The organism is Actinomadura luteofluorescens (genome assembly GCF_013409365.1).
In the GTDB taxonomy this organism is placed as follows: domain Bacteria; phylum Actinomycetota; class Actinomycetes; order Streptosporangiales; family Streptosporangiaceae; genus Spirillospora; species Spirillospora luteofluorescens.
This window is the reverse complement of record NZ_JACCBA010000001.1, coordinates 5,472,742-5,498,484: the sequence shown is the minus strand read 5'-3', so window position 1 is coordinate 5,498,484 and position 25,743 is coordinate 5,472,742. Positions and strand designations below refer to the sequence as shown.

Annotated in this window: 37 protein-coding genes; 3 read left to right on the top strand and 34 right to left on the bottom strand. The window is 69.5% G+C overall.

Annotation, left to right across the window (positions count from 1 at the left end):
* Nucleotides 1–239: 239 nt before the first annotated feature.
* The 28 genes from rplO to BJY14_RS25510 form a co-directional block, all read right to left on the bottom strand.
* Nucleotides 240–725: a 50S ribosomal protein L15 gene (gene rplO, locus BJY14_RS25645; protein WP_179845951.1), complete on the bottom strand. Its 486-nt coding sequence runs from the start codon at nt 723–725 to the stop codon at nt 240–242.
* Between the two features lies 1 nt (nt 726).
* Entirely contained in the window at nt 727–909 is a 183-nt protein-coding gene (gene rpmD, locus BJY14_RS25640) for a 50S ribosomal protein L30 (protein ID WP_021596720.1), read from the bottom strand.
* Nucleotides 906–1,526: a 30S ribosomal protein S5 gene (rpsE, locus tag BJY14_RS25635; RefSeq protein WP_372505490.1), complete on the bottom strand. Its 621-nt coding sequence runs from the start codon at nt 1,524–1,526 to the stop codon at nt 906–908. The genes rpmD and rpsE overlap by 4 nt, the downstream gene beginning before the upstream one ends.
* A 34-nt stretch (nt 1,527–1,560) precedes the next feature.
* Nucleotides 1,561–1,947, bottom strand: a complete 387-nt coding sequence (gene rplR, locus BJY14_RS25630) for a 50S ribosomal protein L18 (RefSeq protein WP_179845950.1) — start codon at nt 1,945–1,947, stop codon at nt 1,561–1,563.
* A 2-nt stretch (nt 1,948–1,949) separates the two neighbouring features.
* Nucleotides 1,950–2,486: a 50S ribosomal protein L6 gene (gene rplF, locus BJY14_RS25625; RefSeq protein ID WP_179845949.1), complete on the bottom strand. Its 537-nt coding sequence runs from the start codon at nt 2,484–2,486 to the stop codon at nt 1,950–1,952.
* 16 nt (nt 2,487–2,502) lie between these two features.
* Complete coding sequence (gene rpsH, locus BJY14_RS25620) at nt 2,503–2,901, bottom strand: 30S ribosomal protein S8 (protein ID WP_089314938.1); 399 nt, start codon at nt 2,899–2,901, stop codon at nt 2,503–2,505.
* Between the two features lie 145 nt (nt 2,902–3,046).
* Complete coding sequence (locus tag BJY14_RS25615; protein WP_141580646.1) at nt 3,047–3,232, bottom strand: type Z 30S ribosomal protein S14; 186 nt, start codon at nt 3,230–3,232, stop codon at nt 3,047–3,049.
* 2 nt (nt 3,233–3,234) lie between these two features.
* A complete protein-coding gene (rplE, locus tag BJY14_RS25610; RefSeq protein WP_179845948.1) occupies nt 3,235–3,810 on the bottom strand; it encodes a 50S ribosomal protein L5 in 576 nt (191 codons plus the stop codon).
* A 5-nt stretch (nt 3,811–3,815) separates the two neighbouring features.
* Nucleotides 3,816–4,124, bottom strand: a complete 309-nt coding sequence (gene rplX, locus BJY14_RS25605; RefSeq protein ID WP_141580642.1) for a 50S ribosomal protein L24 — start codon at nt 4,122–4,124, stop codon at nt 3,816–3,818.
* Entirely contained in the window at nt 4,124–4,492 is a 369-nt protein-coding gene (gene rplN / locus BJY14_RS25600) for a 50S ribosomal protein L14 (RefSeq protein ID WP_021596728.1), read from the bottom strand. The genes rplX and rplN overlap by 1 nt, the downstream gene beginning before the upstream one ends.
* 110 nt (nt 4,493–4,602) lie before the next feature.
* A complete protein-coding gene (gene rpsQ / locus BJY14_RS25595) occupies nt 4,603–4,875 on the bottom strand; it encodes a 30S ribosomal protein S17 (RefSeq protein WP_179845947.1) in 273 nt (90 codons plus the stop codon).
* A complete protein-coding gene (gene rpmC, locus BJY14_RS25590; protein ID WP_149258921.1) occupies nt 4,872–5,111 on the bottom strand; it encodes a 50S ribosomal protein L29 in 240 nt (79 codons plus the stop codon). The genes rpsQ and rpmC overlap by 4 nt, the downstream gene beginning before the upstream one ends.
* Entirely contained in the window at nt 5,111–5,530 is a 420-nt protein-coding gene (gene rplP / locus BJY14_RS25585) for a 50S ribosomal protein L16 (RefSeq protein ID WP_179845946.1), read from the bottom strand. The genes rpmC and rplP overlap by 1 nt, the downstream gene beginning before the upstream one ends.
* A 7-nt stretch (nt 5,531–5,537) precedes the next feature.
* Nucleotides 5,538–6,392 carry a 30S ribosomal protein S3 gene (rpsC, locus tag BJY14_RS25580; protein WP_179837682.1) on the bottom strand — a complete coding sequence of 285 codons (855 nt, stop codon included), beginning with the start codon at nt 6,390–6,392 and terminating at the stop codon, nt 5,538–5,540.
* A complete protein-coding gene (rplV, locus tag BJY14_RS25575; protein WP_179845945.1) occupies nt 6,392–6,775 on the bottom strand; it encodes a 50S ribosomal protein L22 in 384 nt (127 codons plus the stop codon). The genes rpsC and rplV overlap by 1 nt, the downstream gene beginning before the upstream one ends.
* A gap of 40 nt (nt 6,776–6,815) precedes the next feature.
* Nucleotides 6,816–7,097, bottom strand: coding sequence for a 30S ribosomal protein S19 (gene rpsS, locus BJY14_RS25570; protein ID WP_089314946.1), 282 nt, complete (start codon nt 7,095–7,097; stop codon nt 6,816–6,818).
* 12 nt (nt 7,098–7,109) lie between these two features.
* Nucleotides 7,110–7,943, bottom strand: a complete 834-nt coding sequence (gene rplB / locus BJY14_RS25565; protein ID WP_141580631.1) for a 50S ribosomal protein L2 — start codon at nt 7,941–7,943, stop codon at nt 7,110–7,112.
* A gap of 45 nt (nt 7,944–7,988) precedes the next feature.
* Entirely contained in the window at nt 7,989–8,288 is a 300-nt protein-coding gene (rplW, locus tag BJY14_RS25560) for a 50S ribosomal protein L23 (RefSeq protein WP_179845944.1), read from the bottom strand.
* A gap of 12 nt (nt 8,289–8,300) precedes the next feature.
* Nucleotides 8,301–8,903 carry a 50S ribosomal protein L4 gene (rplD, locus tag BJY14_RS25555; protein WP_179845943.1) on the bottom strand — a complete coding sequence of 201 codons (603 nt, stop codon included), beginning with the start codon at nt 8,901–8,903 and terminating at the stop codon, nt 8,301–8,303.
* Entirely contained in the window at nt 8,900–9,550 is a 651-nt protein-coding gene (gene rplC, locus BJY14_RS25550; protein ID WP_179845942.1) for a 50S ribosomal protein L3, read from the bottom strand. Before rplC ends, rplD begins: the two co-directional genes overlap by 4 nt.
* Before the next feature lie 15 nt (nt 9,551–9,565).
* A complete protein-coding gene (gene rpsJ / locus BJY14_RS25545) occupies nt 9,566–9,874 on the bottom strand; it encodes a 30S ribosomal protein S10 (RefSeq protein ID WP_018657599.1) in 309 nt (102 codons plus the stop codon).
* A 108-nt stretch (nt 9,875–9,982) separates the two neighbouring features.
* Nucleotides 9,983–11,176 carry an elongation factor Tu gene (tuf, locus tag BJY14_RS25540; protein ID WP_179845941.1) on the bottom strand — a complete coding sequence of 398 codons (1,194 nt, stop codon included), beginning with the start codon at nt 11,174–11,176 and terminating at the stop codon, nt 9,983–9,985.
* Nucleotides 11,177–11,258: 82 nt separating this feature from the next.
* Nucleotides 11,259–13,370, bottom strand: coding sequence for an elongation factor G (fusA, locus tag BJY14_RS25535; protein WP_179845940.1), 2,112 nt, complete (start codon nt 13,368–13,370; stop codon nt 11,259–11,261).
* Between the two features lie 43 nt (nt 13,371–13,413).
* Entirely contained in the window at nt 13,414–13,884 is a 471-nt protein-coding gene (gene rpsG, locus BJY14_RS25530) for a 30S ribosomal protein S7 (protein WP_179845939.1), read from the bottom strand.
* A complete protein-coding gene (rpsL, locus tag BJY14_RS25525; protein ID WP_021597495.1) occupies nt 13,884–14,258 on the bottom strand; it encodes a 30S ribosomal protein S12 in 375 nt (124 codons plus the stop codon). The genes rpsG and rpsL overlap by 1 nt, the downstream gene beginning before the upstream one ends.
* A 592-nt stretch (nt 14,259–14,850) precedes the next feature.
* A complete protein-coding gene (locus tag BJY14_RS25520) occupies nt 14,851–16,359 on the bottom strand; it encodes a hypothetical protein (protein WP_179845938.1) in 1,509 nt (502 codons plus the stop codon).
* Nucleotides 16,360–16,601: 242 nt separating this feature from the next.
* Nucleotides 16,602–17,582: an aldo/keto reductase gene (locus BJY14_RS25515; RefSeq protein WP_179845937.1), complete on the bottom strand. Its 981-nt coding sequence runs from the start codon at nt 17,580–17,582 to the stop codon at nt 16,602–16,604.
* A gap of 11 nt (nt 17,583–17,593) precedes the next feature.
* Nucleotides 17,594–18,433, bottom strand: coding sequence for an EamA family transporter (locus tag BJY14_RS25510; protein ID WP_179845936.1), 840 nt, complete (start codon nt 18,431–18,433; stop codon nt 17,594–17,596).
* A 34-nt stretch (nt 18,434–18,467) separates the two neighbouring features.
* Between BJY14_RS25510 and BJY14_RS25505 the strand changes: the two genes are divergently transcribed.
* The gene (locus BJY14_RS25505) at nt 18,468–18,950 is read left to right on the top strand and encodes an Lrp/AsnC family transcriptional regulator (protein ID WP_179845935.1); all 483 of its coding nucleotides are present in this window, start codon (nt 18,468–18,470) and stop codon (nt 18,948–18,950) included.
* A gap of 139 nt (nt 18,951–19,089) precedes the next feature.
* Here BJY14_RS25505 and BJY14_RS25500 read toward each other — a convergent pair whose 3' ends face one another.
* On the bottom strand, nt 19,090–19,545 hold the full coding sequence (locus BJY14_RS25500) for a hypothetical protein (RefSeq protein ID WP_179845934.1): 456 nt from the start codon (nt 19,543–19,545) through the stop codon (nt 19,090–19,092).
* A gap of 675 nt (nt 19,546–20,220) precedes the next feature.
* Between BJY14_RS25500 and BJY14_RS25495 the strand changes: the two genes are divergently transcribed.
* Complete coding sequence (locus tag BJY14_RS25495; protein ID WP_246396091.1) at nt 20,221–20,784, top strand: RNA polymerase sigma factor; 564 nt, start codon at nt 20,221–20,223, stop codon at nt 20,782–20,784.
* A gap of 196 nt (nt 20,785–20,980) precedes the next feature.
* Nucleotides 20,981–22,012 carry a CU044_5270 family protein gene (locus tag BJY14_RS25490; protein WP_179845933.1) on the top strand — a complete coding sequence of 344 codons (1,032 nt, stop codon included), beginning with the start codon at nt 20,981–20,983 and terminating at the stop codon, nt 22,010–22,012.
* Between the two features lie 62 nt (nt 22,013–22,074).
* On the opposite strand, the gene BJY14_RS25485 is transcribed toward BJY14_RS25490, so the two are convergent.
* From BJY14_RS25485 to BJY14_RS25465, 5 genes are all read right to left on the bottom strand, one after another.
* Complete coding sequence (locus tag BJY14_RS25485; protein WP_179845932.1) at nt 22,075–22,323, bottom strand: hypothetical protein; 249 nt, start codon at nt 22,321–22,323, stop codon at nt 22,075–22,077.
* 130 nt (nt 22,324–22,453) lie between these two features.
* Nucleotides 22,454–23,476: a DNA polymerase IV gene (locus tag BJY14_RS25480; protein WP_179845931.1), complete on the bottom strand. Its 1,023-nt coding sequence runs from the start codon at nt 23,474–23,476 to the stop codon at nt 22,454–22,456.
* A 343-nt stretch (nt 23,477–23,819) separates the two neighbouring features.
* Nucleotides 23,820–24,746 carry a phosphotransferase family protein gene (locus tag BJY14_RS25475; RefSeq protein WP_179845930.1) on the bottom strand — a complete coding sequence of 309 codons (927 nt, stop codon included), beginning with the start codon at nt 24,744–24,746 and terminating at the stop codon, nt 23,820–23,822.
* A 113-nt stretch (nt 24,747–24,859) separates the two neighbouring features.
* On the bottom strand, nt 24,860–25,129 hold the full coding sequence (locus tag BJY14_RS25470) for a hypothetical protein (RefSeq protein WP_179845929.1): 270 nt from the start codon (nt 25,127–25,129) through the stop codon (nt 24,860–24,862).
* A 206-nt stretch (nt 25,130–25,335) separates the two neighbouring features.
* A complete protein-coding gene (locus BJY14_RS25465; RefSeq protein WP_179845928.1) occupies nt 25,336–25,710 on the bottom strand; it encodes a MerR family transcriptional regulator in 375 nt (124 codons plus the stop codon).
* Nucleotides 25,711–25,743 lie beyond the last annotated feature (33 nt).

Sequence of the window (25,743 nt, the reverse complement as noted above, 5' to 3'; positions counted from 1 at the left end):
GGTCAGCACCATTCCTCCTGCGCGACTGGCGGGTTCATGGCCGCCGAGGGGGCGGTTTCAGGTCCATGAGTTCGGGCGGAGAATACCCCGTGTGACGGCAGAGTGCGCAATCTCACGCCGAGTACCTTCGCTCGTGTGACTCTAACAGCAGATGACACCGGGGCCGCCCCGCCGGACCCGGTGGCCTCACGGCCCCGGGCCTCCTGCGGGCGCGGCCCCGGCATCGAAGGTGTTCCTTCTTACAGCTCGTCGGCGGATCCGCCGGCGGCGGCGATCTTCTCCTTGGCGGCGCCGGAGAAGGCGTGCGCCTTCACCTGGACCGCGACGGAGATGTCGCCCGTGCCGAGGATCTTGACCGGACGGCCGCGGCGCACCGCGCCCTTGGTCGCCAGGTCCTCTGCCGTGACCTCGCCGCCCTCGGGGTAGAGCGCGGCGAGCTTGTCCAGGTTCACGACCTGGAACTCGACCCGGTTCGGGTTCTTGAAGCCCTTGAGCTTCGGCAGCCGGCGGATCAGGGGCATCTGGCCGCCCTCGAAACCGACGGGGACGGTGTTGCGGGCCTTGGTGCCCTTGGTGCCGCGACCGGCGGTCTTGCCCTTGGACGCCTCGCCGCGACCCTTGCGGGTCTTGGCCCTGTTGGCGCCGGGGGCCGGACGCAGGTCGTGCACCTTGAGCGGGGTGCCCTCGGTCTCCGCGGCGGAGTCCTTACCGAGATCAGCCGCCATGTCAGTCGACCTCCTCGACGGTGACCAGGTGCGCCACCGTCCGGATCATGCCGAGCACCTCGGGGCGGTCCTCGCGGACCACGCTCTGCCCGATCTTCTTCAGGCCCAGGGTGCGCAGCGTGTCACGCTGGTTCTGCTTCTCGCTGATCACGGACTTGGTCTGCGTGATCTTCAGGTTGCTCACGACGACGCGACCTCCGCCCTCGGCTCGCTGCCGGCGGCGCGCGCGCGCAGCATGGCCGCCGGGGCGACGTCCTCGATCGGCAGGCCGCGCTTGGCCGCGATCTCCTCGGGACGCTTCAGCGACTTCAGACCCGCGATCGTGGCGTGCACGATGTTGATCGCGTTGTCGCTGCCCAGCGACTTGCTCAGCACGTCGTGGATGCCGGCGCACTCCAGGACCGCGCGCACCGGGCCGCCGGCGATGACGCCGGTACCGGGGCTGGCCGGACGGAGCAGGACCTCGCCCGCCGCGTCGCGCGCCTGCACCAGGTGCGGGATCGTGCCCTGGATCCGCGGCACCTTGAAGAAGTGCTTCTTGGCCTCCTCGACGCCCTTGGCGATCGCCGCGGGCACCTCCTTGGCCTTGCCGTAGCCGACGCCGACGGTGCCGTTGCCGTCACCGACGATCACCAGGGCGGTGAAGCTGAAGCGACGACCGCCCTTCACGACCTTGGCGACACGGTTGATCGCCACGACCTTCTCGATGTACGACTGGCCCTTGTCGGCGCCACCGCGGCGGTCGTCGCGGCGGTCGCGACGGTCGCCACCCTGACCGCCACCACGCCTCTGCGCTGCCATCAGTGGTTCCTCTCGTTCGCCTTGTAAAGGGCCTTCACAGCTCCAGGCCCCCCTCACGGGCACCGTCCGCTACAGCGGCGATGCGGCCGTGGTACTTGTTGCCGCCGCGGTCGAACACGACCGCGTGGACGCCGGCCTGCTTGGCCCGCTCGGCAACGAGCTCGCCGACCTTGCGGGACTTGGCCGTCTTGTCGCCGGAGTCGGCGCGCAGGTCCGCCTCCATCGTCGACGCGCTGGCCACCGTGTGGCCCTTGTCGTCGTCGATGACCTGGACGAACACGTGCCGGCTGGAGCGGGTCACGACCAGGCGCGGCCGCGCGGCGGTGCCCACGACCTTCTTGCGGACCCGCAGGTGCCGGCGCTTGCGAGCAAGCTGGCGACCGCTCGTGGCCTTGCCGGCCAGGGTCTTGGTGCCTGCCATGACTACTTACCAGCCTTTCCGACCTTGCGGCGGATCTGCTCGCCCTCGTAGCGCACGCCCTTGCCCTTGTACGGGTCGGGCTTGCGCAGCTTGCGGATGCGGGCGGCGATCTCACCGACGAGCTGCTTGTCGATGCCCTCGACGACGAGCTGCGTCGGCCTCTCCACCGTGAAGGTGATGCCCTCCGGCGCCTCGAACGGGATCGGGTGGCTGTAGCCGAGCGAGAACTCCACGTTCTTGCCCTTGGCCACCACCCGGTAGCCGACGCCCTGGATGACCAGGGTCTTCTTGTAGCCGTCGGTGACACCGACGACCATGTTGTTGATCAGCGTCCGGGTGAGCCCGTGCAGACCGCGCACCTTGTTGACGTCGTTCGGCCGGGAGACGACCAGCTGGCCGTCCTCCTGCGTGACCTCGATGGGGTCGGCGACGGTGTGCGAGAGCGTGCCCTTCGGGCCCTTGACGGTGACCTTGCGGCCGTCGAGCTTCACCTCGACGCCGCTCGGCACGCTGATGGGGAGACGTCCAATACGAGACATTTGTTGTGCCCTCCCCTCACCAAACGTAGGCGAGGACTTCCCCGCCCACTCCGCGCTTGCCGGCCTGACGGTCCGTCATCAGGCCCGAGGACGTCGAGATGATCGCGACGCCCAGCCCGCCCAGGACCTTCGGCAGGTTGTCCTTCTTCGCGTACACGCGCAGACCCGGCTTCGAGACGCGCTTGATGCCGGCGATCGAACGCTCACGGGTCGGGCCGAACTTCAGCTCGATCAGGAGCTTCTTGCCGACCTCGGCGTCCTCCACGGTCCAGCCCGAGATGTAGCCCTCCTGCTGGAGGATCTCGGCGATGTGCGCCTTGATCTTCGAGTACGGCATCGCCACGGAGTCGTGGTACGCCGAATTCGCGTTGCGCAGACGCGTCAGCATGTCTGCGATCGGGTCGGTCATCGTCATGGCCTACTGGCCCTCCCTCGCCACGGTTTCCTCGGGTTGATGCGGCCCGTGGACCTTTGGCGCGGTCGTGGGCGCCTTCTCAGGCGCCCGGTTGGTCATTACAGGCCGGCTCCCGCCGTCCCCGGAGCGCGCTCCGGGGACGCGGTCACCAGCTGGACTTCGTGATGCCAGGCAGCTCGCCGCGGTGGGCCATCTCCCGGAAGCAGACTCGGCACAGGCCGAACTTCCGGTAGACGGAGCGCGGACGCCCGCAGCGCGAGCACCGAGTGTAGGAGCGCACGCCGAACTTCGGCTTCCGCCCCGCCTTGGCGATCAGCGACTTCTTCGCCATGCTCAGTTCTCCTTGAAGGGGAAGCCCAGGAGCTTGAGCAGCGCCCGGCCCTCGTCGTCGGTCTTCGCGGACGTCACGACCGTGATGTCCATGCCCCGCGAGCGGTCGATCTTGTCGGGGTCGACCTCGTGGAACATGACCTGCTCGGTCAGCCCGAAGGTGTAGTTGCCGTTGCCGTCGAACTGCTTCGGCGACAGCCCGCGGAAGTCGCGGATACGGGGCAGCGCCGTGGCGAGCAGGCGGTCCAGGAACTCCCACATCCGGTCGCCGCGCAGCGTGGCGTGCGCGCCGATCGGCATGCCCTCGCGCAGCTTGAACTGCGCGATGGACTTGCGGGCCCGGTTCACCGCGGGCTTCTGCCCGGTGATCGCCGCCAGGTCGCGGATCGCGCCCTCGATCAGCTTGGCGTCCTTGGCCGCGTCGCCGACCCCCATGTTGACCACGATCTTGGTCAGCGAGGGGACCTGCATGACGTTGGCGTAGCCGAACTGCTCGCGCATCTGGCCCGCGATCTCCTCGCGGTAGCGCACCTTCAGCCTCGGCGTCGGCACGGGACGCTCGGTAACGGTCTCGGTCATCGGTCTCAGATCTCCTTACCGCTACGGCGCGAGATCCGGACCTTCGTGCCGTCGTCGTTGGTGCGGTAACCGACCCGGGCCGGCTTGCCGTCCTCGACGATCGCGACGTTGCTGACGTGCAGCGGCGCCTCGACCGTGACGCGACCGCTCTCCTTGCCGGCACGCTGCTGGTCGGCCTTGATGTTCTTGGTGATGAGGTTGACGCCCTCGACGACGACGCGCTCCTCGCGCGGGATGACGCGCAGGACCTTGCCCGTCGCGCCCTTGTCCTTGCCGGCGATGACGATGACCTCGTCGCCCTTACGGATCTTCATCAGAGCACCTCCGGCGCGAGCGAGATGATGCGCATGAACTTCTTCTCGCGCAGTTCGCGGCCCACCGGGCCGAAGATACGGGTGCCGCGGGGGTCGCCGCCGTCCTTGATGAGGACGGCGGCGTTCTCGTCGAAGCGGATGTAGGAGCCGTCCGGGCGCCGGCGCTCCTTGCGGGTGCGCACGACGACCGCCTTGACGACGTCACCCTTCTTCACGCCGGCGCCGGGAAGGGCGTCCTTCACCGTCGCGACGATGATGTCGCCGACTCCCGCGTAGCGCCGACCCGAGCCGCCGAGAACGCGGATGCAAAGGATCTCCTTCGCACCCGTGTTGTCGGCGACCTTGAGTCGCGACTCCTGCTGGATCACGTCTAACTCCTGTTCGTCACACCGGTTCTCGGCGCCCCCTTCGCGGGCGCCGAGCCTGGTGGAACCAGACTGTGGTCAATAGCGGGACGGGGTCCCGCGGGCCTGCGGCCCTACTTGGCCTTCTCGAGGATCTCCACCACGCGCCACCGCTTGGTGGCCGACAGCGGGCGGGTCTCCATGAGACGGACGCGGTCGCCGACGCCGCACTCGTTGGCCTCGTCGTGCGCCTTGTAGTTCTTCGTGCGGCGGATCACCTTGTGGTACTTGGGGTGCTTCACGCGGTCCTCGACGGACACGACCACGGTCTTGTCCATCTTGTCGCTGACCACGAGACCCTCAAGGATCTTGCGGCTGCTCCGCTGCTCGGTCGTCTGCTCGGTCATTCGTTGCCCTCCGCGGCGTCCTCGACCGTCACGATGCCGAGCTCGCGCTCCCGCATCACGGTGTAGATGCGGGCGATCTCGCGCTTGACGGTGCGCAGCCGCCCGTGGCTCTCAAGCTGGCCGGTGGCGGCCTGGAAGCGGAGGTTGAACAGCTCCTCCTTGGCCTCCTTGAGCTTGGTGACCAGGACGTCCTCGGGCTCGGTCCGCAGCTCGTCGGCGGTAAGACCCTTGGCCATCAGGACTCACCCACCTCTCGCTTCACGATCTTGCACTTCATGGGGAGCTTGTGGATCGCGCGGGTGAGCGCCTCCCGGGCGACGTCCTCGTTCGGGTAGGAGATCTCGAACAGGACGCGACCCGGCTTGACGTTGGCCACCCACCACTCCACGGAGCCCTTGCCGGAGCCCATGCGGGTCTCGGCGGGCTTCTTGGTCAGCGGACGGTCCGGGAAGATGTTGATCCAGACCTTGCCGCCGCGCTTGATGTGGCGGGTCATGGCGATACGCGCGGCCTCGATCTGCCGGTTGGTCACGTACGCGCTCTCGACGGCCTGGATGCCGTACTCGCCGAACGTCACCCTCGTGCCGCCCTTGGCCATGCCGCGGCGCTTCGGGTGGTGCTGCTTGCGGTGCTTGACCTTGCGAGGGATCAGCATCGGTTACTCAGCTCCCCTCACCCTGCGGAGCAGCCTCGGCGGTCGGCGCCGGCTGCTCGGAACCCTGCTGCTGCTTCTGCTCGCCGCCACGGCCGCCGCCGCCACCGGCACCGCCGGCACCGCCGCGTCCGCCACGGCCGCCACGGCCGCCGCCGCGACGCTCACCGCGGCGCTCGCGGCCACCGCCGCCGCCCGCGGCGCGCTGCTGCGCGGCCTGCTGCTCGCGCTCGGCGCGCGTCTGCGCGGCCTCGCCCTTGTAGATCCACACCTTGACGCCGATGCGGCCGAACGTCGTCCGGGCCTCGTAGAACCCGTAGTCGATGTCGGCGCGCAGCGTGTGCAGCGGGACCTGGCCCTCGCGGTAGAACTCCGACCGCGACATCTCGGCGCCGCCGAGACGGCCGCCGCACTGGACCTTGATGCCCTTGGCGCCGGACTTCATCGCGGACTGGATCGCCTTGCGCATGGCGCGGCGGAACGCGACGCGGCTGGACAGCTGCTCGGCCACGCCCTGCGCGACGAGCTGCGCGTCGATCTCGGGGTTCTTGACCTCGAGAATGTTCAGCCGGACCTGCTTGCCGGTCAGCTTCTCCAGGTCGCCGCGCAGGCGCTCGGCCTCCGCGCCGCGGCGGCCGATGACGATGCCCGGCCGGGCGGTGTGGATGTTGACCTCGACGCGGTCACGGGTCCGCTCGATCTCCACCTTGGAGATGCCCGCCCGGTCCATGCCCTTCTGCAGCATGCGCCGGATCTGGACGTCTTCCTTGACGTAGTCCTTGTAGAGCTTGTCGGCGAACCACACGGACTTGTGGTCGGTGGTGATGCCGAGCCGGAACCCGTGCGGGTTGATCTTCTGACCCACTACCGGGCCCTCCTCGTCTTCTTACCGCCGCCGGACGCGGCCACAGCGTCGTCTCGCGACTCCACGACCACGGTGATGTGGCTCGTGCGCTTGTTGATGCGGTAAGCCCGGCCCTGGGCGCGGGGGCGGAAACGCTTGAGCGTCGGCCCCTCGTCCACCCACGCGCGACTGACGACGAGCGTCCCCGAGTCGAGCTTGAAGTTGTGCTCGGCGTTGGCAATGGCACTCGCCAGCACCTTGCCCACCGGCTCACTCGCTGCCTGGGGGGCGAACCGCAGCACCGCCTGAGCCTCCGCGGCAGGCAAGCCGCGGATGAGGTCCACCACGCGGCGGGCCTTCCTGGGCGTGACGCGGATGAACCGCGCCTGGGCCCTGGCTTCCATCGCTGTTCCCTCTCTCCTACGTGCTAACTGCTCTGCCTGCTCAGCCTCGGCGGCTGCGGCGGTCTTCCTTGACGTGGCTGCGGAACGTGCGCGTCGGCGCGAACTCGCCGAGCTTGTGTCCCACCATCGAGTCGGTGATGAACACCGGGACGTGCTTGCGGCCGTCGTGCACGGCGATCGTGTGACCGATCATGTCCGGCACGATCATGGAGCGCCGCGACCACGTCTTGATGACGTTCTTGGTGCCCTTCTCGTTCTGCACGTCCACCTTCTTGATCAGGTGGTCGTCCACGAACGGGCCCTTCTTCAGGCTACGTGGCATGACGAGCGACTCCTACCGCTTCTTCTTGCTGCGACGACGGACGATCAGCCGGTCGCTCGACTTGTTCGCCTGGCGAGTGCGGCCTTCCTTCTTACCGGCCGGGTTCACCGGGTGCCGGCCACCGGAGGTCTTGCCCTCACCACCACCGTGCGGGTGGTCGATCGGGTTCATGGCCACGCCGCGGACGGTCGGGCGCTTGCCCTTCCACCGCATGCGGCCGGCCTTGCCCCAGTTGATGTTCGACTGCTCGGCGTTGCCGACCTCGCCGACCGTCGCGCGGCAGCGCACGTCCACCATCCGCATCTCGCCGGAGGGCATGCGCAGCGTGGCGTACTTGCCCTCCTTGGCCAGCAGCTGGACGCCGGCGCCCGCGCTGCGGGCGATCTTGGCGCCGCCGCCGGGGCGAAGCTCGATGGCGTGCACGACCGTACCGGTCGGGATGTTGCGCAGCGGAAGGCAGTTGCCCGGCTTGATGTCCGCGCCCGGCCCGTTCTCCACCCGGTCGTTCTGGCGCAGGCCGCGCGGGGCGAGGATGTAGCGCTTCTCGCCGTCCGCGTAGTGCAGCAGAGCGATCCGCGCGGTGCGGTTCGGGTCGTACTCGATGTGCGCGACCTTGGCCGGGACGCCGTCCTTGTCGTGCCGGCGGAAGTCGATCACGCGGTACGCGCGCTTGTGACCGCCGCCCTGGTGCCGGGTCGTGATGCGGCCGTGGTTGTTGCGGCCGCCCTTCTTGGGGAGCGGACGCAGCAGCGACTTCTCCGGCTCGCGGCGCGTGACCTCGACGAAGTCGGCCACGCTGGAGCCGCGACGACCGGGAGTCGTCGGCTTGTAATTACGGATGCCCATCTTTTTCGTTCATCCCTTGTCTGTCTTCGGGACGGTCCGGCCTGCTTAGGCCGGGCCGCCGAAGATGTCGATCCGCTCGCCCTCGGCCAGGCTGACGATGGCGCGCTTGGTGTCCTTGCGCTTGCCGTAGCCGAACCGCGTGCGCTTGCGCTTGCCCTGCCGGTTGATCGTGTTCACGTTCGTCACCTTGACACCGAACACCGACTCGACGGCCTGCTTGATCTGCGTCTTGTTGGCGTCCGTGCGGACGACGAAGGTGTACTTGTTCTCGTCCAGGAGCCCGTAGCTCTTCTCCGAGACGACCGGCGCGATGATGATGTCGCGGGGGTCAGCGATCTTGTTCATGTGCGACCCTCCTCACTTCTTCTTCGCGCGCGAGACGAACTCGTCGTACGCCGCCTTCGTGAAGACGACGTCGTCGTTCACCAGCACGTCATACGTGTTGAGCTGGTCGGAGACGATCACGTGCACGCTCGGCTCGTTGCGCAGGCTCTTCCAGGTCACGTCGTCCTCGCGGTCCAGGACCAGCAGGACGCGCTTGGCCCCGGTGACGTCGCGCAGCGCCTTCAGCGCCGTCTTCGTCTTCGGGGTCTCGCCCTCGATGAGGTTGTCGACCACGTGCACCCGGCCGAACCGGGCGCGGTCGGACAGCGCGCCGCGCAGCGCGGCGGCCTTCATCTTCTTGGGCGTCCGCTGCGAGTAGTCCCGCGGCTGCGGGCCGTGCACGACGCCGCCGCCGGCGAACTGGGGCGCGCGGGTCGAACCCTGGCGGGCGCGACCGGTGCCCTTCTGCCGGTACGGCTTCTTGCCACCGCCGGAGACCTCGCCCCGGGTCTTGGTGGCGTGCGTGCCCTGGCGCGCCGCGGCCAGCTGCGCCACCACGACCTGGTGGATCAGCGGCACGCTGGTCTTCGCGTCGAAGACCTCGGCGGGCAGGTCGATGTCGAGCTTCGAAGTCACTTGCCCGCTCCCTTCACTGCGTCGCGGACCAGCACCACGCCGCCGTTGGGACCGGGAACCGCGCCCTTGATGAGCAGCAGGTTCTTCTCCGCGTCGATGGCGTGGACGGTCAGGTTCTGCACGGTGGTACGGGCGTTGCCGTGCCGTCCCGCCATGCGGAGGCCCTTGAAGACGCGACCCGGGGTCGCGCAGCCGCCGATCGAACCCGGCGAGCGGTGCTTGCGCTGGGTGCCGTGCGAGGCGCCGAGGCCCTTGAAGCCGTGGCGCTTCATGACACCGGCGGTGCCCTTGCCCTTGCTCGTGCCGGTAACGTCGATCTTCTGGCCGGCCTCGAAGACGCTGGCGGTGATCTCCTGGCCGAGTTCGAACTCGGTGGTGTCGTCGGCCCGCAGTTCGACGAGGTAGCGGCGCGGCGTGACGCCGGCCTTCTCGAAGTGACCCGTGCTCGGCTTGTTCACCTTGCGCGGGTCGATCTGCCCGAACCCGATCTGAACGGCGGTGTAGCCGTCCTTCTCCTGGCTCTTGAGCTGGGTGACGACACACGGCCCGGCCTGGACGACGGTCACCGGAACGATCCGGCCCTCATCGTCGAAGACCTGGGTCATGCCGAGCTTCTCGCCCAGGACGCCCTTCCTCTGCGTACTCATCTCTCGGTGCGTCCCTTAGAGCTTGATCTCGATGTCAACGCCGGCCGGAAGGTCGAGTCGCATCAGCGAGTCGACCGTCTTGGGCGTCGGGTCGATGATGTCGATCAACCGCTTGTGCGTGCGCATCTCGAAGTGCTCGCGGCTGTCCTTGTACTTGTGCGGCGAACGGATGACGCAGTACACGTTCTTCTCGGTCGGCAGCGGCACCGGGCCCGCGACCTTGGCGCCCGTCCGCGTCACCGTCTCAACGATCTTCTTCGCGGAGGTGTCGATGACCTCGTGGTCGTAGGCCTTGAGCCGGATGCGGATCTTCTGTCCCGCCATGGTGGCCTCGGTGTCCTTTGCTGTAGTGCCGCTGGTTACTTCACTGGTCGTGACGCGGCGGCCCGGTTGAGGTTGCCCGACGACCGGGCCGCCGCGTGACGAGAGGTGTTACTTGATGACCTTGGTGACGCGACCGGCGCCGACCGTCCGACCACCCTCACGGATGGCGAACTTCAGGCCCTCCTCCATGGCGACGGGCTGGATCAGCTCGACGCGCATCTCGGTGTTGTCGCCCGGCATGACCATCTCGGTGCCCTCGGGGAGGTTCACCACGCCGGTGACGTCCGTGGTCCGGAAGTAGAACTGCGGACGGTAGTTGTTGAAGAACGGCGTGTGGCGGCCGCCCTCGTCCTTGGACAGGATGTAGACCTGCGCCTCGAACTCGGTGTGCGGGGTGTTCGTGCCCGGCTTGATGACGCACTGGCCGCGCTCGACGTCCTCGCGCTTGATGCCGCGCAGGAGCAGGCCGACGTTGTCGCCCGCCTGGCCCTGGTCGAGCAGCTTGCGGAACATCTCGACACCGGTGACGGTGGTCGAGGTGGACTCCGGCTTGATGCCGATGATGTCGACGGTCTCGTTGACGTTGACGACACCGCGCTCGATGCGGCCGGTCACGACGGTGCCGCGGCCGGTGATCGAGAAGACGTCCTCGATCGGCATCAGGAACGGCTTCTCGGTGTCACGCACCGGCTCCGGCACGTTCTCGTCGACCGCGTCCATCAGCTCGCCGATCGAGGCGGCCCACTTCTCGTCGCCCTGCAGCGCCTGGAAGGCGGAGACGCGCACGACCGGGACGTCGTCGCCCGGGAACTCGTACTCCGACAGCAGCTCGCGGACCTCGAGCTCGACGAGCTCCAGGATCTCCTCGTCGTCCACCATGTCGCACTTGTTCAGGGCGACGACGATGTAGGGGACGCCGACCTGGCGGGCCAGGAGCACGTGCTCCTTGGTCTGCGGCATCGGGCCGTCGGTCGCGGCGACCACGAGGATGGCGCCGTCCATCTGCGCCGCACCGGTGATCATGTTCTTGATGTAGTCCGCGTGACCCGGGCAGTCCACGTGCGCGTAGTGCCGCGCCTCGGTCTGGTACTCGACGTGCGCGATCGAGATCGTGATGCCGCGCTCGCGCTCCTCCGGCGCCTTGTCGATGTCCTCGAACGGCGTGAAGGGGTTGAGGTCCGGGTACTTGTCGTGGAGCACCTTGGTGATCGCCGCGGTAAGCGTGGTCTTACCGTGGTCGATGTGTCCAATGGTGCCGATGTTCACGTGCGGCTTCGTCCGCTCGAACTTGGCCTTCGCCACTGGTTGCTCCTTGTTGCGATCCTCGGCCGCCTAGACGACCGCTTCGTTTACGTCTTGGTGATCTGTGGGCAGGCCCGGGTGCTTACTCGCCCCGCGCCTTGGCGATGATCTCCTGCGCGACGTTCCCGGGAACCTCGGCGTAGGAGTCGAACTGCATGGTGAAGACAGCCCGGCCCTGGGTCTTGCTGCGCAGATCACCCACGTAGCCGAACATCTCGGACAGAGGCACGAGCGCCTTGATGACGCGCATGCCGTGCCGCTCGTCCATGGACTGGACCTGACCCCGGCGGCTGTTGAGGTCGCCGATCACGTCGCCCATGTTGTCCTCGGGCGTGGTGACCTCGACGGACATCATCGGCTCCAGCAGCGTGGGGGACGCCTTGCGGGCGGCCTCCTTGAACGCCATGGAACCGGCGACCTTGAACGCCATCTCCGAGGAGTCGACCTCGTGGTAGGCGCCGTCCCGCAGGGTGACCTTGACGCCCACCATCGGGTAGCCGGCGAGGACCCCGAACTCCGCGGCCTCCTGGCAGCCCGTGTCGACCGACGGGATGTACTCCCGCGGGATGCGGCCGCCGGTGACCTTGTTCTCGAACTCGTAGCCGTCGGACCCGCCGCCGAGCGGCTCCAGGTCGATGATCACGCGGCCGAACTGGCCGGAGCCACCCGTCTGCTTCTTGTGGGTGTACTCGACCTTCTCGACCTTGCGGGTGATCGTCTCGCGGTAGGCGACCTGCGGCTTGCCGACGTTGGCGTCGACCTTGAACTCCCGCTTCATCCGGTCGACGAGGATCTCCAGGTGGAGCTCGCCCATGCCCGAGATGACGGTCTGGCCGGTGTCCTCCTCCGTCCGGACCTGGAAGGAGGGGTCCTCCTCGGCCAGCCGCTGGATCGCGGTGCCCAGCTTCTGCTGGTCGGCCTTGGTCTTCGGCTCGATCGCGACGTGGATGACCGGCGCCGGGAAGTTCATCGACTCCAGCACGATCGGGTTCTTGTCGTCCGACAGCGTCTCGCCGGTGGTGGTCTGCTTGAGACCCATCACCGCGACGATGTCGCCGGCGCCCGCGCGCTCGATCTCGGTGCGCTTGTTGGCGTGCATCCGGTAGATCTTGCCGATGCGCTCCTTGCGCTCCTTGACGGAGTTCATCACGTTCGCGCCGGACTCCAGCACACCGGAGTAGACGCGCACGAAGGTGAGCTTGCCCAGGTGCGGGTCGCTCGCGATCTTGAACGCCAGCGCGGAGAACGGCTCGTCCTCGCTCGGCTTGCGGACGAGGACCTTCTCCTCGTCGCGGACGGCGTGGCCCTCGATGGCCTCCACGTCCAGCGGCGAGGGCAGGTAGCGGACGATCGCGTCCAGCAGCGGCTGCACGCCCTTGTTCTTGAAGGCCGTGCCGCAGGTCACCGGGGTGAGCTTCGCGGCGATCGTCGCGCGCCGGATGCCGTCGTGCAGCTGCTCCACGGTGGGCTCGTTGCCCTCCAGGTACAGCTCCATGATCTCGTCGTCGTTCTCCGCGAGGGTCTCGACGAGCTTGTCGTGCCACTCGCGGGCCGTCTCGGCGTGCGACTCGGGGATGTCGATCGTGTCGTACATCTCGCCGAGCTTGGCCTCCTCGTTCCACACGAGGGCCTTCATCCGGACGAGGTCGACGACGCCCTTGAAGTCGGACTCGGCGCCGATCGGCAGCTGCAGCACCAGCGGCGTCGCGCTCAGCCGGTTCTCGATCATGTCGACGCAGCGGTGGAACTCCGCGCCGACCCGGTCGAGCTTGTTGACGAAGCACATGCGCGGCACGCCGTACCGGTCGGCCTGGCGCCACACCGTCTCGGACTGGGGCTCCACGCCGGCGACCCCGTCGAACACCGCGACCGCGCCGTCGAGCACCCGCAGGTTGCGCTCCACCTCGATGGTGAAGTCGACGTGGCCGGGGGTGTCGATGATGTTGATCGTGTGCTTGACGTCGTCGACGGGCCACTCGCAGGTGGTGGCGGCGGAGGTGATGGTGATCCCCCGCTCCTGCTCCTGCTCCATCCAGTCCATGGTGGCGGCGCCGTCGTGCACTTCACCGATCTTGTAGCTCATCCCCGTGTAGTACAGGATGCGCTCGGTCGTGGTGGTCTTGCCCGCGTCGATATGGGCCATGATCCCGATGTTGCGGACCTTGGCCAGGTCTACACCGGTTTTGGTAGCCACTGCCGTCCTCGCGTCGTCTCTCGTCGTTGCAGATCCGCCGGGATTACCAGCGGTAGTGGGCGAAGGCCTTGTTGGACTCCGCCATCTTGTGCGTGTCCTCGCGCTTCTTGACAGACGCGCCGAGACCGTTGCTCGCGTCGAGCAGCTCGTTCATCAGCCGCTCCATCATCGTCTTCTCACGCCGCTGCCGGGCGTAGAGCACCAGCCAGCGCAGCGCGAGGGTGGTGCTGCGAGCCGGCCGGACCTCGACGGGGACCTGGTAGGTCGCGCCACCGACGCGGCGGCTGCGCACCTCCAGGGTGGGCTTGACGTTGTCGAGCGCGCGCTTGAGCGTGACGACCGGGTCGTTGCCGGTCTTCTCGCGGGCGCCCTCCAGGGCGTCGTACACGATGCTCTGCGCGATGGAGCGCTTGCCGTCCAGCAGAACCTTGTTGATGAGCGCGGTGACCAGCGGCGAGTTGTACACCGGGTCAGCGATCAGCTGGCGCTTGCCAGCGGGGCCCTTGCGCGGCATCAGCTCTTCTCCTTCTTCGCGCCGTAGTGGCTGCGCCCTTGCTTGCGGTTCCGGACGCCCTGGGTGTCGAGGGAGCCGCGAATGATCTTGTACCGAACGCCGGGGAGGTCCTTCACACGGCCGCCGCGCACGAGCACGATCGAGTGCTCCTGCAGGTTGTGGCCGACGCCGGGGATGTAGGCCGTGACCTCGATCCCGCTGGTCAGCCGGACACGGGCGACCTTCCGGAGCGCGGAGTTCGGCTTCTTTGGCGTCGTGGTGTAGACGCGCGTGCAGACGCCCCGGCGCTGGGGGCTGCCCTTGAGCGCGGGCGTCTTGTTCTTGGTCACCTTGTCCTGGCGGCCCTTGCGGACCAGCTGCTGGATCGTGGGCACCGCGTCTCCGTCTTCCTCGTACCGAGCCGGTAAGTCCTATTGCTGCAATCACCACCTCAGGTGAGGCTGTGACCTGCCGGTTTCCCGACCTCTCCGACCCACGCGGTCGGGCGTGTCGCCGCCCCACGGAAATACAACCGCGCGAAACCGACACAGACCGCCCGGCCCTAACTGGGCCGAATCAAGCCGGGGAGTAGATGCGGCGCGCTGGGGCTGGCCTCCCGGCCTCGCCGACGCGCACGCATAGCGGCCCGCACACAGCGGGCACAAGTGAAGAGGTTACCGACCACTCAGCCAAAGTGCAAAGCGAGGGAGGCTGTGCCTACTGCGCCTCTCTCCTCCTTCGGGCCTGGCGGCCCTCCATCGTCGAGAACGTGGGCGATCGCTGGCATCGCTCCGACTCGCCTTGGCGGCTCGCTGCGCGATCAGGTTCTCGCAAGCTCGAACCTGGCTTCGCACGCGATCGCGGGGGCCCGGGTCGTCGACGGCCGGGGTCGCGTCTGCTGCATTGTTACCCACGTTCCCGTGTTTGGGAAAGTCGTGGAGCAGTTTTTGCGTCCCCGGCCGTCTCGCGTTCTGGGAGTTTCGCGTCCTACAGGACGAAGGCGACCACCAGGACGACGAGGATCACCACGACCGCGACACCGCCGCCGACCAGCAGGAGCGTGTTCTTGTTGCCCTTGCCGCCCTCTTCGCCGCCGTAGGTGGACGGCTGGCCGTACTGAGCCTGCTGCCCGTACTGCTGCTGGCCCTGCTGGCCTTGCTGCCCGTACTGCTGCTGACCGAACTGCTGGCCCTGCTGCTGCTCGCCGCCGGGCGGGCCGTACTGCTGCTGACCGTAGCCCTGCTGTTCGCCGTAGCCCTGCTGCTGACCGTACTGGCCCTGCTGGCCGAACTGCTGTTGCTGCTGTTCGCCCTGCTGGCCGCCGTACTGCTGCTGACCGTAACCCTGCTGCTCGCCGCCCTGGCCGTACTGCTGCTGGCCATAGCCCTGCTGCTGCGGCTGCTGCTGGCCCCACTGCTGCTGGCCGATGTCGAGCCGGGTGTGCTCGGCCATGCCGGACGAGTCGGCGGCGTGCCTGCCCTGGGAGGCGGCGGACGGGTCGAACGCCTCGGTCGGGCGCGCGTCCTCCACGTTGCCCTCGCCGGGCGGGCGGTACAGGTCGTCCACCGAGGGGCCGGTCTGCTGCGACCCGGCGCCGTAGCCGGAGTCAGGCGGCGGGACCATCATCGTCCGCTCGTGGTCGGACTGCCCCTGCTGACCGCCGGGCTGGGACGGCTCCGGCGACCACGGCTCGGGCGTGGACGGCGGGGTCGGGGCCGGGGCCTGCCACGGCTCGGCCGGGGGCTCCTGCCTGCGCTCGGGGCCTGTGGCGACCGGGATGTCGGTGCCGGGCGACCAGTGCAGCGTCGCCTGGTCGTCCACCACGGGCCGCTGCGGCTGCTGCGGCGCGCCCGCCGGGCCCGGGACGATCAGCGTCCGGTCGGTGCCGGACTCCTGCGGCTGCTCGGGCCGCGGCTGCTCGCCGTACTGCGGCCGGCCGTACTGCGGCCGCTGCTCCTGGGGCGCGCCGTGCATCGGCTGCTGCGGGTACCCGGACTGCTGCTGCGGAGGCTGCTGCCCGTACGGCTGCTCAGGCTGCTGCCCGTACGGGGACTGCTCCGGCTGCTGACCGTACTGCTGCTGGCCGTACTGCTGGGGCGGCTCGTACTGCTGGGGCGGCTGCTGCTCCTGCGGGGGCGGGAATCCGCCCGGCCCGGGAGGCGTGCCGTAGGGCATCCGCCCGGCGGGCGGCTGCCCGTACTGGGGCTGCTGGTCCTGTGGGGCGCCGTAGGGGGGCGGGGGCGGGGGCTGCTCGCCGAACTGCTGCATCGGCTGCTCGACCATCGTGGGGGGCGGCGGGGGCGGCGCCTGCCGCTCCTCGTCGCGGGGCTGCGCCGGCGGTGCCGGGGACTGGCCGCCCAACTGCGGAGCACCGAACACCACGGTGCGGTCACCCAGCGGCCGGGCGGGGGGCTCCTGGCCCTCCGGCGGCCTGGGGTGCCCCTCATCCTCCGGCATCGGCCGCTGCGGTCCCTGCGTGCCGTCGTTCTCGGTCATCGTCGGGCTCCTTCAGCGCCGTCGTCCCGGGGCTCCTCAGCTCCCGGAAGTCCGGAGACGCGCGGCGCATAACGCGGCCTCCGAACCTTGTCACCCATGTCCCCACCTGGCGGGCTTGCCATGCGTGGGCGTTCTCGCCACCAGCCTGCCCCGATCGCCGGTGGTATCGCAAATCACCACCCCTGATAGACGCGGGACCCCTCCGGAGCGTTCCGCCCCGGAGGCGTCCTCCGCCGGATCCGTCAGGAATGCCCGATGACCGTGTGGGGCCGGTACGGGGCCTGCATCCGCTCGATCTCCTTGTCCTCCAGCCGGAGGTCCGCGGCGGCGACCGCGTCGTCCACGTGAGTGAGCTTCGTCGCTCCCACGATCGGCGATGTCACCCCCGGCTTGGCGAGCAGCCACGCGAGCGCCACCTGCGCCGCCGGGACGCCCCGCTCCGCCGCGACCTCGCGCACGGCGTCCACGACGTCGAAGTCCGCTTCCCCGTAGAGGCTGTCGCCGAAAGAGTCGTTCTGGGACCGGACGGTCTTGCGCTCGCCGCCCCTCTCCCTGTTGCCGGCGAGCATCCCCCGTGCGAGCGGGCTCCACGGAATGACGCCCACCCCCTGGTCGAGGCAGAGCGGAATCATCTCCCGCTCCTCCTCTCTGTAGACAAGGTTGTAGTGGTTCTGCATCGCCACGAACTCCGTCCAGCCGTGCCGGTCGGCGACGTGCTGCGCCTTGGCGAACTGCCAGGCGTACATGCTGGACGCCCCGATGTACCTGGCCTTGCCCGACTTCACCACGTCGTGCAGGGCCTCCATGGTCTCCTCGATGGGCGTCCCGTAGTCCCAGCGGTGAATCTGGTACAGGTCGACGTAGTCGGCACCGAGACGCCTGAGGGAGGCGTCGATGCCCGCCATGATGTGCTTGCGCGACAGGCCCTGGTCGTTCGGACCGTCTCCCATGGGGAGGCACACCTTGGTCGCCAGCACGTAGTCGTCCCTGCGGGAGAAGAATTTCGGCAGGAGGCGTCCGGTTATCTCCTCGCTGACGCCCACGGAGTACACGTCGGCGGTGTCGAAGAACGTGACGCCGCCCTCCACGGCCCGCCGGACGATCGGCTCCGCCGCCTCCTCGTCCAAGGCCCACGGCCGCACCGCCGGGTCGCCGTAACTCATCATGCCGAGGCAGATCCGCGACACCTTCATCCCGGTCTTCCCGAGCCGCACCTGTTCCATGACCTCTCCTCTCAACGTTCTCCGCGTTTCTCAACTTCTCCACGGTGCACCGCCACCCCGGCGACCACCAACCCCACTCCGGCGATCTCCGCCGGCGCCGGCACCTGCCGCAGCACCACGAGCCCGGTCACGGTCGCGGTCGCCGGGAGCAGCGACACCATCAGCGCGTAGGTGGCACGGCCGAGGCGCGCCATCGCGAGTTGGTCGCACACGTACGGGATGACCGACGAGGAGATCCCGACGCCGATCCCCGCGACGAGCGCGACCGGATCGGCCAGCGCCGGCACGGCCTGCACGCCGCCGACGGGAAGGACGAACACGGTCGCCGCGACCATCGCCATGGCCAGCCCGTCGATGCCCCCGGCGTCGGACCGCGCGGCCTTGTGGGCGACGACGATGTACACCGCGAACAGTGCGGCATTGGCGAACGCGAAGACGAACCCGAGCGGCTCCCCTTCGATCCGCACCTCCGTCAGGACGTACACGCCCCCGACGGCCGCACCGAGCGCGACGATGTTGCGTCCTGTCCTCATCCCTAGGGCGGCCAAGAGGATGACGGGCAAGAACTCGATCGCCGCCACCGTCGCCAGGGGCAATCGCGCGATCGCCATATAGAAGGACACGTTCATCGCCGCGAGCACGGCGCCCCACACCAGGACCGTCCGCCGGTTCCTGCCTCTGGACTTCCGCCATAGCCTGCGCCAGAGCACGAAGACGGCGGCGGCGCTCCAGATCCGTATCCCCGCCACGCCCAGGGGCCCGACACGGGGGAACAGCAGCACGGCGAACGAGGGCCCCAGGTAGTGGAAGACCGCACTTCCGACAAAGTACGACCACGGCGGAAACGACATGGTCGTATGGTCGGCCTGTCCGTAAGTTGGGGGAATGGCGAACCGCAGGGGCCGACCGGGCCGCGCCTACGAACCCAAGCCGCTCGACCCGATCGACCTACGGATCCTCACCGAGCTCCAGCGGGACGGCCGGGCGTCCATCGCCGAGCTGGGCCGCCGCGTCGGGCTGTCCGCCCCGGCCGTCGCCGAGCGCGTCCAGCGCCTGGAGGACACCGGCGTCATCACCGGCTACCACGCCACCGTCGATCCGGTCGCGCTCGGCTTCCCGATCGCCGTCCTGGTCCGGGTGAGCCCGGGCCCGCGCGAGCTGAGCCGCATCCCCAAGATCGCCGACGAGGTCCCGCAGATCGTCGAGTGCCACCGCATCACGGGCGACGACTGCTTCTACTTCATCGCGCACCTGCGCGCCGTCGAGGAACTCGAACCGATCCTCGACCGCTTCACCCCGTACGCGAAGACGACGACGTCCATCCTCCAGTCGTCCCCGGTCCCCCGCCGCCCGCTGCCCCTGCCCTGACCCCCTCCTGCGGCCAGGACCGGCCCCCCGGTCCTGGAACCGGACTCACAGCAGAGTGGCCCCTCGCGCATGCGAGGGGCCACTGGTAGGGGGCCGTCACCGAAGTGATGACGGCCTGATGGGGTTCACGGCGCGGACGTCACGCCGCCGTCGGCCACTTGCCCGACTGCTTGACGCTCACGCCCTTCACCTCGTACTTCTTGTCGTCCTCCGCGTCCGGCACGAGCACCACCTTGTACTCCCCGTTCTGCGGCGTGATGCGGGTCTCCGAACCGAAGAACTCGGTCGTGAGGCGCTTGATCTCGGCCTCGATCTCGGCGACGCCGCCGCCGCGGACGGGCGGAAGGTCGACCCGGCGTTCCACGATGTTCCGCCGGTTGGGCCAGTCACGCCGAACGGTCACTCCCTCGACCGCGTACAGCTTCGAGTCGCTGAACTTCTCGTTCGTCAGCTCCGCGTGGTACCGGTCGGGGAACGCCAGCTCGGCGTCCGTGCCGAAGAACGCGCGCGCGTAGCGTTCGATCTCCGCGTCGAGCTCGGCTGCGTTGTCGCCGGTGACGCGGGGAATCGTAAGGGCGGGTTGCGGGTAGCTCATGGGAGCTCCTATGGGCAGGGGCGACGCGGCCGTCGAGACGGCGCCGCCCGATCTTGTTTGCTTCTCGCAGTGGGGACAGTCCTCACCCCCTCCGTCCCGGCAAGTCCGGTCGCCGCCGGTCCCCCACCGCCCGCCTCCGCCGCCCGCTTGCCGCCGTGAGGTCGAGGTCGCCCAGCGGGTGCAGGGCCTCTACACCGCATCCGTCACCGACCCGGACGCGCCGCGGCCGCGAGCGCCCTCACCCGGTGGGGCATCCGGGTCGGCACCCCGGTCTTCATGGCGCCGGAGCAGATCACGGGCGGTGAGATCACCGCGGCCGACGACGTGTTCGCCCCCGGGCTGACCGCGTTCTACGCCGCCGCCGGGACGAGCGCCTGCGGCGAGGACGACCCGAGGGCGCCGCCTGCTACACCCAGGTCAAACCGCACCCGGTCAATCCGAAGCTCCGCTACGCGGACGTCCATGTGGGGTCGGGGTTCTGCCTGCTCAGCGCGGACTTTTCGCAGCTCGCCCACATCCGGCTGACCTCCAAGCCGTCCTCGAACGCGCTGTCCTGGTCCGCGACCGGGTGGCAGGCGGCCGACGGATAGTCGCAACCGGGGCGCGGGGTTCGGGATAGAGGGAGTGTCAGTACTCCCCCCGGACACGGAGACCGCACTCCATGAAGAGACGCCTATGGCTATGGTGAGCCATGCCAGGGACGAGCTGGACGATTCACGGATCGTCGCAGCTTCCCTGGACGATCCCGAAGCCTTCGGCGAGCTGTTCCGCAGGCACGCGCCGCGGCTGCACGCCTACGTCAGGCGGCGCCTCGGCGGTTCTCTCGCCGACGACGTGGTCGCGGAGGCGTTCGCGACCGCTTTCCGGCGGCGCGACAGGTTCGACGGACGCGCCGAGTTCGGCGCCTGGTTGTGGGGCATCGCCAGCAACCTGATCGCCAAGCACCACCGCCAGGAGACCCGCATGTACCGGGCGTTCGCCCGCACCGGCACCGATCCCGCCGAGGACGGGGTCGCCGACAGGGCCAGCGAGCGCGCCTCCGCTGCGGCGTGCGGTCCCGGTCTGGCGCGGGCGCTGGCCTCGCTGGGCGCGCAGGACCGCAACGCCGTCCTGCTGCTGGCGTGGGGTGAGATGTCCTACGCGGAGATCGCGGAGACGCTCGGCCTGCCGGTCGGCACCGTCAAGGCCAAGATCCACAGAAGCCGGGCCAAGCTGCGCAAGGCCCTCTCCGAGGAGTAGAGCATGGACGACCTCGAAGCCCTGCGGCAGATGCGCACGGGTCTCGCCGTGGAGGAGCCTCCGGAGCGGCTCGCCCAGCGCATCGACTGGCGGGACGGCGGCGGAGCGCGTCCCCGGCCCCGCCCCCGCCATCCGGGCCGTATGCGGATCCAGTTGCTGAGCGTGGCCGCCACGGCCGCCGTCGCCGCCGGGGGCCGTGGCCGTCGTGGTCTCCACGGGGGACGGCGCCCCGGCCGGCAAGCCCCGCGCGGAGAACACCGTCCCCCTGAACGGGAACGTGCTCCTGGTGGCCGCGGCCAATGCCGCGAAGGCGCCGGCGGGGAAGTACTGGCACATCAAGACCGTCATGGGCGAGATCTACGCGGTCGGCAAGAGCGCCGAGAACCACTACAAGGTCGATTCGAGGCAGGCGATCGAGACGTGGACGGACCGGACCGGTCTGAGCCGCGGCACCCACTTCGACCTCCAGGGTCTTCCCGTCACCCCGCAGGACAAGCAGAAGTGGCAGGCGGCGGGGTCACCGTCCTGGGTCCACGCCCCGAATCCCGAAGGGGGAGGCGGACAGGTGAACCTGGACATGTCCCCGAAGACGGGCAGGGGAGCCCCGTGGCCGCCGTACGTCGAACGGTTCTACGGCATGACACCGGGACAGATCGCCGCGCTGCCCACGGAGCCGGAGGCGCTGAAGAAGGTCCTGCTGGGCCTCAAGGGGCACTGGCACGCGGTCTCAAAGGACGGTGAGAAGGAGGAGCCGATCCGCGCCTTGCGGGGGCAGGAGCGTATACGGGCTCTCAGCGATGTCGCCGGGGAGCTGCTGTCCACCGAACCGGCGCCGCCCAAGGTGCGGGCGGCGGTCTTCCGGATGCTCTCCGACATGCCCGGCGTCAAGCCCGAGGGCCGGACGACGGATCCGCTCGGCCGCGTCGGAACGGTGGTGTCGCTGCCGCTGAAGACCACCACGCCCCTCGGCATGTTCACCGCCCCCAAGCAGCTCGGCACCTACCGGCGCCAGTTCATCGTCGACCCTGGCACCGGATCTCTGCTGGCCATCCGCGACCTCGTGGCGAAGCCGCCGCACGGAAGCCGGCCGCTGCCTCCTGGTGACAACGGCCGGCCGCGCGCGCTGAGGGCGAAGGACATGCCCGACCGGTTCCACAAGCCCGGCGAGGTCGCCGCCTACCGGGCCTTCCAGATCGCCGAGTGGACCAACGCGCAACCGCCGCGCTGACTCTCCCGGCCACGGCGAAGGGGCCCGCTCCCCCGGAGCGGGCCCCTTTCGCAAGCAGCGTTCTAAGCGAAGGCGGAGCATTCCACCGTGGCGCGGCGCTCGGTCATGCCCTGCTGGACCGACGAGGTCACGCACGCGCGCTGCTTGTCGTTCAGCTTGGGCTGGCCGCACTCCTTGACGCTGGAGTAGGTGCGGCAGTCCTGGCGCGCGGGCTGCTCGCCGGGGTCGGACGCCTGGGCGGCGGCCGCGCCGCCCACTCCGCCGATCCCGACCACGGCGGCGATCAGTGCCCCGGTCATGACCCTCTTCATCTGCTCTCTCCCCCGTCGCGTACGTCGAGCAACGACCGCCATCATCCCCGCCGCCGAAAACGCCAAAACGCACCAAAGAGTCAAAAAACCGACGGCCACCTCCCGGCCATCGTCCGGGCATCTTCGCAGGTCATCGAGCGAACTCGGCGCGGACGCCCAGCAGCCGCACCGGACGCCGCCCGGTGAACCGGTCGAGTGCGGCGAGGGCGGCCTCCTCGATCCGGGCCGGCTCGCCCGACGGCGCCTCCAGCGTCCGGCCGTGGGTGCGAGTGGTGAACGGCACGTACCTGACCTTGACGACGACGCGGGCGACGTCCCTGCCGTCCAAGGCCGCGTCCTCGGCGACTCTCCGCGCCAGCCGGACGACCTCGCGGCGCACGTCCTCCCAGTCGTCCAGGTCGCGCTGGAAGGTGGTCTCCCGGCCGCACGAGCGCGGGACGTACGGCGCGTCGCTCACCGGGGAACCGTCCCGCCCCTGGGCGAGCCGCACCAGCCAGGGACCGGTCATGGGACCGACCTCCCGCGCCAGGGCGCCGGGATCCGCGGCCGCGAGGTCGCCCACCGTGGCGATGCCGAGTCCCCTCAGCCGCTTGGCCGTCTTGGCCCCTATCCCCCACAGCGCGTCCGTCGGCCGGTCGCCGAGCGCCGCGAACCAGGTCTCCCCGGTGAGCCGGAAGACCCCGGCGGGTTTACCGAACCCGGTCGCCAGCTTCGCCTGGAGCTTGTTCTCCCCGATGCCCACGGTGCATTCGAGCCCCGTCGCCGCCCGCACCCGGTCACGGATCTCCCGGGCCGTCGCCTCCGGGTCATCGCCGTCCACGGCCAGGAACGCCTCGTCCCACCCGAGCACCTCCACCACGACGCCAAGGCTGCGCAGCGCGGCCATGACCTGCTCCGAGACGGACTCGTACAGCTCCCTGTCGACGGGCAGGAAGACGGCCTCCGGGCATCGCCGCAGCGCCGTCCGCAGTGGCAGGCCCGAATGGACGCCGTACTCGCGCGCCTCGTAGGAGGCCGTGCTCACCACGCCGCGCTTGCTCGGATCGCCGTCCCCGCCCACGACGACCGGCCGCCCGCGAAGCTCCGGATGCCGGAGCACCTCGACGGCGGCGATGAACTGGTCCAAGTCCACATGCAGGACCCACCGACCCACACCCCCATTGTCCCGCACCAGGCCGGACGCACTCTTTCGGGCAGGGCCGGTCAGGAATCGAGAAGCACAGGTCACGGCCCTGCGGCTAGCGTGACCGAAGGCTCAGCCGCCCCGCCGTCCCCAGGAGCGACCATGACGGGCTTCCCGGAACCTGGCCGCCTCCCGGACCGCCCGGCCGGGGCTGGGGCCCACCCGGGACGTGGTCATGATCGAGGGCACGGTCGAGGTGTTCGACCTGGACGCGCTGCCGCAGGAGCGCGTCGACCTGTTCGTCGAGCGCGCCGATTTCGACCCGCGCCCCCTGGCTTGCCTGAGCCCCGGTTCTCGCCTGGACGTCGCGCTTCTAGCCGCCGTCCACGGGGAAGAGCCATTCCAGTGCGGCGAGAGACTTGTCGAGGTACTTGCGGTGCCCGGTTCCGAGCCCGTAGGCCATGTCCTCCAGCACACCGCACCTGGCGTAGAAGCCCGCGCGCTCTCTGACATCTCCGGCGTCGGCCCGGTACGCGCTCAGGGCGAGGTCGAGGGCGTCGGGTCCGAGGTCGCGGTAGAGCAGGCCGAAGTCCCGGGCCGGATCAGTGATCGCGGCGTCGCTCCAGTCGATGACCCCGGTCATGGTCCACGCGTCCGGGTCGACGAGGACGTGTTCGATCCCCAGATCGTTGTGGGAGAACACCAGGTCGCGCGGGTCCGCCGGGGGCGCGGCGCCGAGGAACGCCTCCACGGCGGGACGGTGCGGCGGCGGCACCGCCCCGATGATCGTGCCGTAGATCTGCGCGGACTCCTCCGCCCACACGGTCATCGGCTCGTCATCGGTCCCCACCAGGCCCGCCATCTCGCCGCCGGGAACGGCATGCAGCGCGCCGAGGAACTCCCCGAGCGCGACGGCGACGGAACCGCCATGCGCCGACCGCTGCGCCGGATCGGCATCGATCAGCGGGAGACCGGGGAGCCTGAAGTAGGCCAGGCAGCCCCGCTCCGCCACCGTGAACCTCGGCTCGGGCACGGCCACCGGTGACACGTCGGCGACGACGGCGAGCAGGCGGGCCTCACCGCGAACCCGCGCCGCCCGGCTTTCGGGGTCGGGCTCCTTGCCGAAACGGACGATCAGCTCGTCGTTGACCGAGAAGGCGATGTTGTCCTCGCCCTCTCCCAGCAGCACCACGGAGTCGATGCCGTAGCCGGGCATGTGGGACGCCACCACGTCCCGTACGTCGGCGCCACGGTCACGCCCCTGCCTTCCGGCACCCGTTCCGACCTCGTCCTTCGTCATCCGACGACGCTATCGCTCGGGCCGGCCACCGGCACCGCTCCGCTCCGGTCCCGCGCCGAGTCAGGAGCAGGCGGCCGCCCCCGATGCGGCGCGGACGGACCTGCCGGAGATGGTCAGCCGACACCGCAGGGTGCGCTGTTGACGGTGGAGATGTCGCTGCCGGGGAACGCGAAGTGGTCGTGGGTCACGACGGCGGCCAGGACGAGGGCGAAGGCGGCGATCAGTACCGTCGGGCAGCAGAGGAGGCGGGCCCAGAGGGGGGAGCGGGCGCCGGCCGCGAGGACGGCGACGGCGAGGACGAGGGCCAGTACGGCGGCGGCGAGAACGCCGACGGGGAGCCAGGGCCCCGTATCCGTGGCTCCAGTGCGCGGCGGCCCGGTCATGGACGCAGGCGAACTCCCGGGCCCGGTCGGCGCGTGCATCGAGAGCGGACATGCCCCAGAACCCGAGGACGCAGAGTCCGACGAGGACGGGTGCGAGCGCACCCAAGCAGCGCCATAGGAGCCGTTCGGTCATCCGGGGATGTTAGGCCATGACCGAACGGGTGCGGCCCCGGCAAACGCTCTGGAGCTCCCCAACAGGGGCGGGCTCAGGCTTCACGCGCAAAAGCCGCACAGTCCGGGCAGTCGTCGAGATACCGGTGCCGGCACTCGACCGTGTGCTGCAGGAAGGTGATCGCCTGCTGCCGGTGGACGATCTCGCCTTCGAGCGCGCCGATCTTCGCCCTCACGACCGCCTGTGCCGCCGACTTGGTCGGTGCCATGGCCGCCACGACCTCGGGCAGCGAAAGCCCGACCCGCCGCAGTTTCAGCACGGTGCGCGCTTGCTCCAGAGCACCGTCGTCGTAGACGCGGTAACCGTTGCCATCGCGCCGCACCGTGAGCGCCCCGGCGTCTTCCCAGTGCCGAAGGACGTGGGCATCGATCCCGAGCTCCGCGGCCGCTTCTCCGATCGTCTTCACCACGCGCGCCTTGCCTTCATGCCGACCTGAACCCCT

Excerpts from the sequence above, each read along its gene's own strand:
- rplO (WP_179845951.1), bottom strand. The coding sequence starts at position 725 with ATGGCGGCTGATCTCGGTAAGGACTCCGCCGCGGAGACCGAGGGCACC.
- rpsE (WP_372505490.1), bottom strand. The coding sequence starts at position 1,526 with ATGGCAGCGCAGAGGCGTGGTGGCGGTCAGGGTGGCGACCGTCGCGAC.
- rplR (WP_179845950.1), bottom strand. The coding sequence starts at position 1,947 with ATGGCAGGCACCAAGACCCTGGCCGGCAAGGCCACGAGCGGTCGCCAG.
- rplF (WP_179845949.1), bottom strand. The coding sequence starts at position 2,486 with ATGTCTCGTATTGGACGTCTCCCCATCAGCGTGCCGAGCGGCGTCGAG.
- rpsH (WP_089314938.1), bottom strand. The coding sequence starts at position 2,901 with ATGACGATGACCGACCCGATCGCAGACATGCTGACGCGTCTGCGCAAC.
- BJY14_RS25615 (WP_141580646.1), bottom strand. The coding sequence starts at position 3,232 with ATGGCGAAGAAGTCGCTGATCGCCAAGGCGGGGCGGAAGCCGAAGTTC.
- rplE (WP_179845948.1), bottom strand. The coding sequence starts at position 3,810 with ATGACCGAGACCGTTACCGAGCGTCCCGTGCCGACGCCGAGGCTGAAG.
- rplX (WP_141580642.1), bottom strand. The coding sequence starts at position 4,124 with ATGAAGATCCGTAAGGGCGACGAGGTCATCGTCATCGCCGGCAAGGAC.
- rpsQ (WP_179845947.1), bottom strand. The coding sequence starts at position 4,875 with ATGACCGAGCAGACGACCGAGCAGCGGAGCAGCCGCAAGATCCTTGAG.
- rpmC (WP_149258921.1), bottom strand. The coding sequence starts at position 5,111 with ATGGCCAAGGGTCTTACCGCCGACGAGCTGCGGACCGAGCCCGAGGAC.
- rplP (WP_179845946.1), bottom strand. The coding sequence starts at position 5,530 with ATGCTGATCCCTCGCAAGGTCAAGCACCGCAAGCAGCACCACCCGAAG.
- rplV (WP_179845945.1), bottom strand. The coding sequence starts at position 6,775 with ATGGAAGCCAGGGCCCAGGCGCGGTTCATCCGCGTCACGCCCAGGAAG.
- rpsS (WP_089314946.1), bottom strand. The coding sequence starts at position 7,097 with ATGCCACGTAGCCTGAAGAAGGGCCCGTTCGTGGACGACCACCTGATC.
- rplB (WP_141580631.1), bottom strand. The coding sequence starts at position 7,943 with ATGGGCATCCGTAATTACAAGCCGACGACTCCCGGTCGTCGCGGCTCC.
- rplW (WP_179845944.1), bottom strand. The coding sequence starts at position 8,288 with ATGAACAAGATCGCTGACCCCCGCGACATCATCATCGCGCCGGTCGTC.
- rplC (WP_179845942.1), bottom strand. The coding sequence starts at position 9,550 with ATGAGTACGCAGAGGAAGGGCGTCCTGGGCGAGAAGCTCGGCATGACC.
- rpsJ (WP_018657599.1), bottom strand. The coding sequence starts at position 9,874 with ATGGCGGGACAGAAGATCCGCATCCGGCTCAAGGCCTACGACCACGAG.
- rpsG (WP_179845939.1), bottom strand. The coding sequence starts at position 13,884 with ATGCCGCGCAAGGGCCCCGCTGGCAAGCGCCAGCTGATCGCTGACCCG.
- BJY14_RS25520 (WP_179845938.1), bottom strand. The coding sequence starts at position 16,359 with ATGACCGAGAACGACGGCACGCAGGGACCGCAGCGGCCGATGCCGGAG.
- BJY14_RS25515 (WP_179845937.1), bottom strand. The coding sequence starts at position 17,582 with ATGGAACAGGTGCGGCTCGGGAAGACCGGGATGAAGGTGTCGCGGATC.
- BJY14_RS25510 (WP_179845936.1), bottom strand. The coding sequence starts at position 18,433 with ATGTCGTTTCCGCCGTGGTCGTACTTTGTCGGAAGTGCGGTCTTCCAC.
- BJY14_RS25505 (WP_179845935.1), top strand. The coding sequence starts at position 18,468 with ATGGCGAACCGCAGGGGCCGACCGGGCCGCGCCTACGAACCCAAGCCG.
- BJY14_RS25500 (WP_179845934.1), bottom strand. The coding sequence starts at position 19,545 with ATGAGCTACCCGCAACCCGCCCTTACGATTCCCCGCGTCACCGGCGAC.
- BJY14_RS25495 (WP_246396091.1), top strand. The coding sequence starts at position 20,221 with ATGGCTATGGTGAGCCATGCCAGGGACGAGCTGGACGATTCACGGATC.
- BJY14_RS25485 (WP_179845932.1), bottom strand. The coding sequence starts at position 22,323 with ATGAAGAGGGTCATGACCGGGGCACTGATCGCCGCCGTGGTCGGGATC.
- BJY14_RS25475 (WP_179845930.1), bottom strand. The coding sequence starts at position 24,746 with ATGACGAAGGACGAGGTCGGAACGGGTGCCGGAAGGCAGGGGCGTGAC.
- BJY14_RS25470 (WP_179845929.1), bottom strand. The coding sequence starts at position 25,129 with ATGACCGGGCCGCCGCGCACTGGAGCCACGGATACGGGGCCCTGGCTC.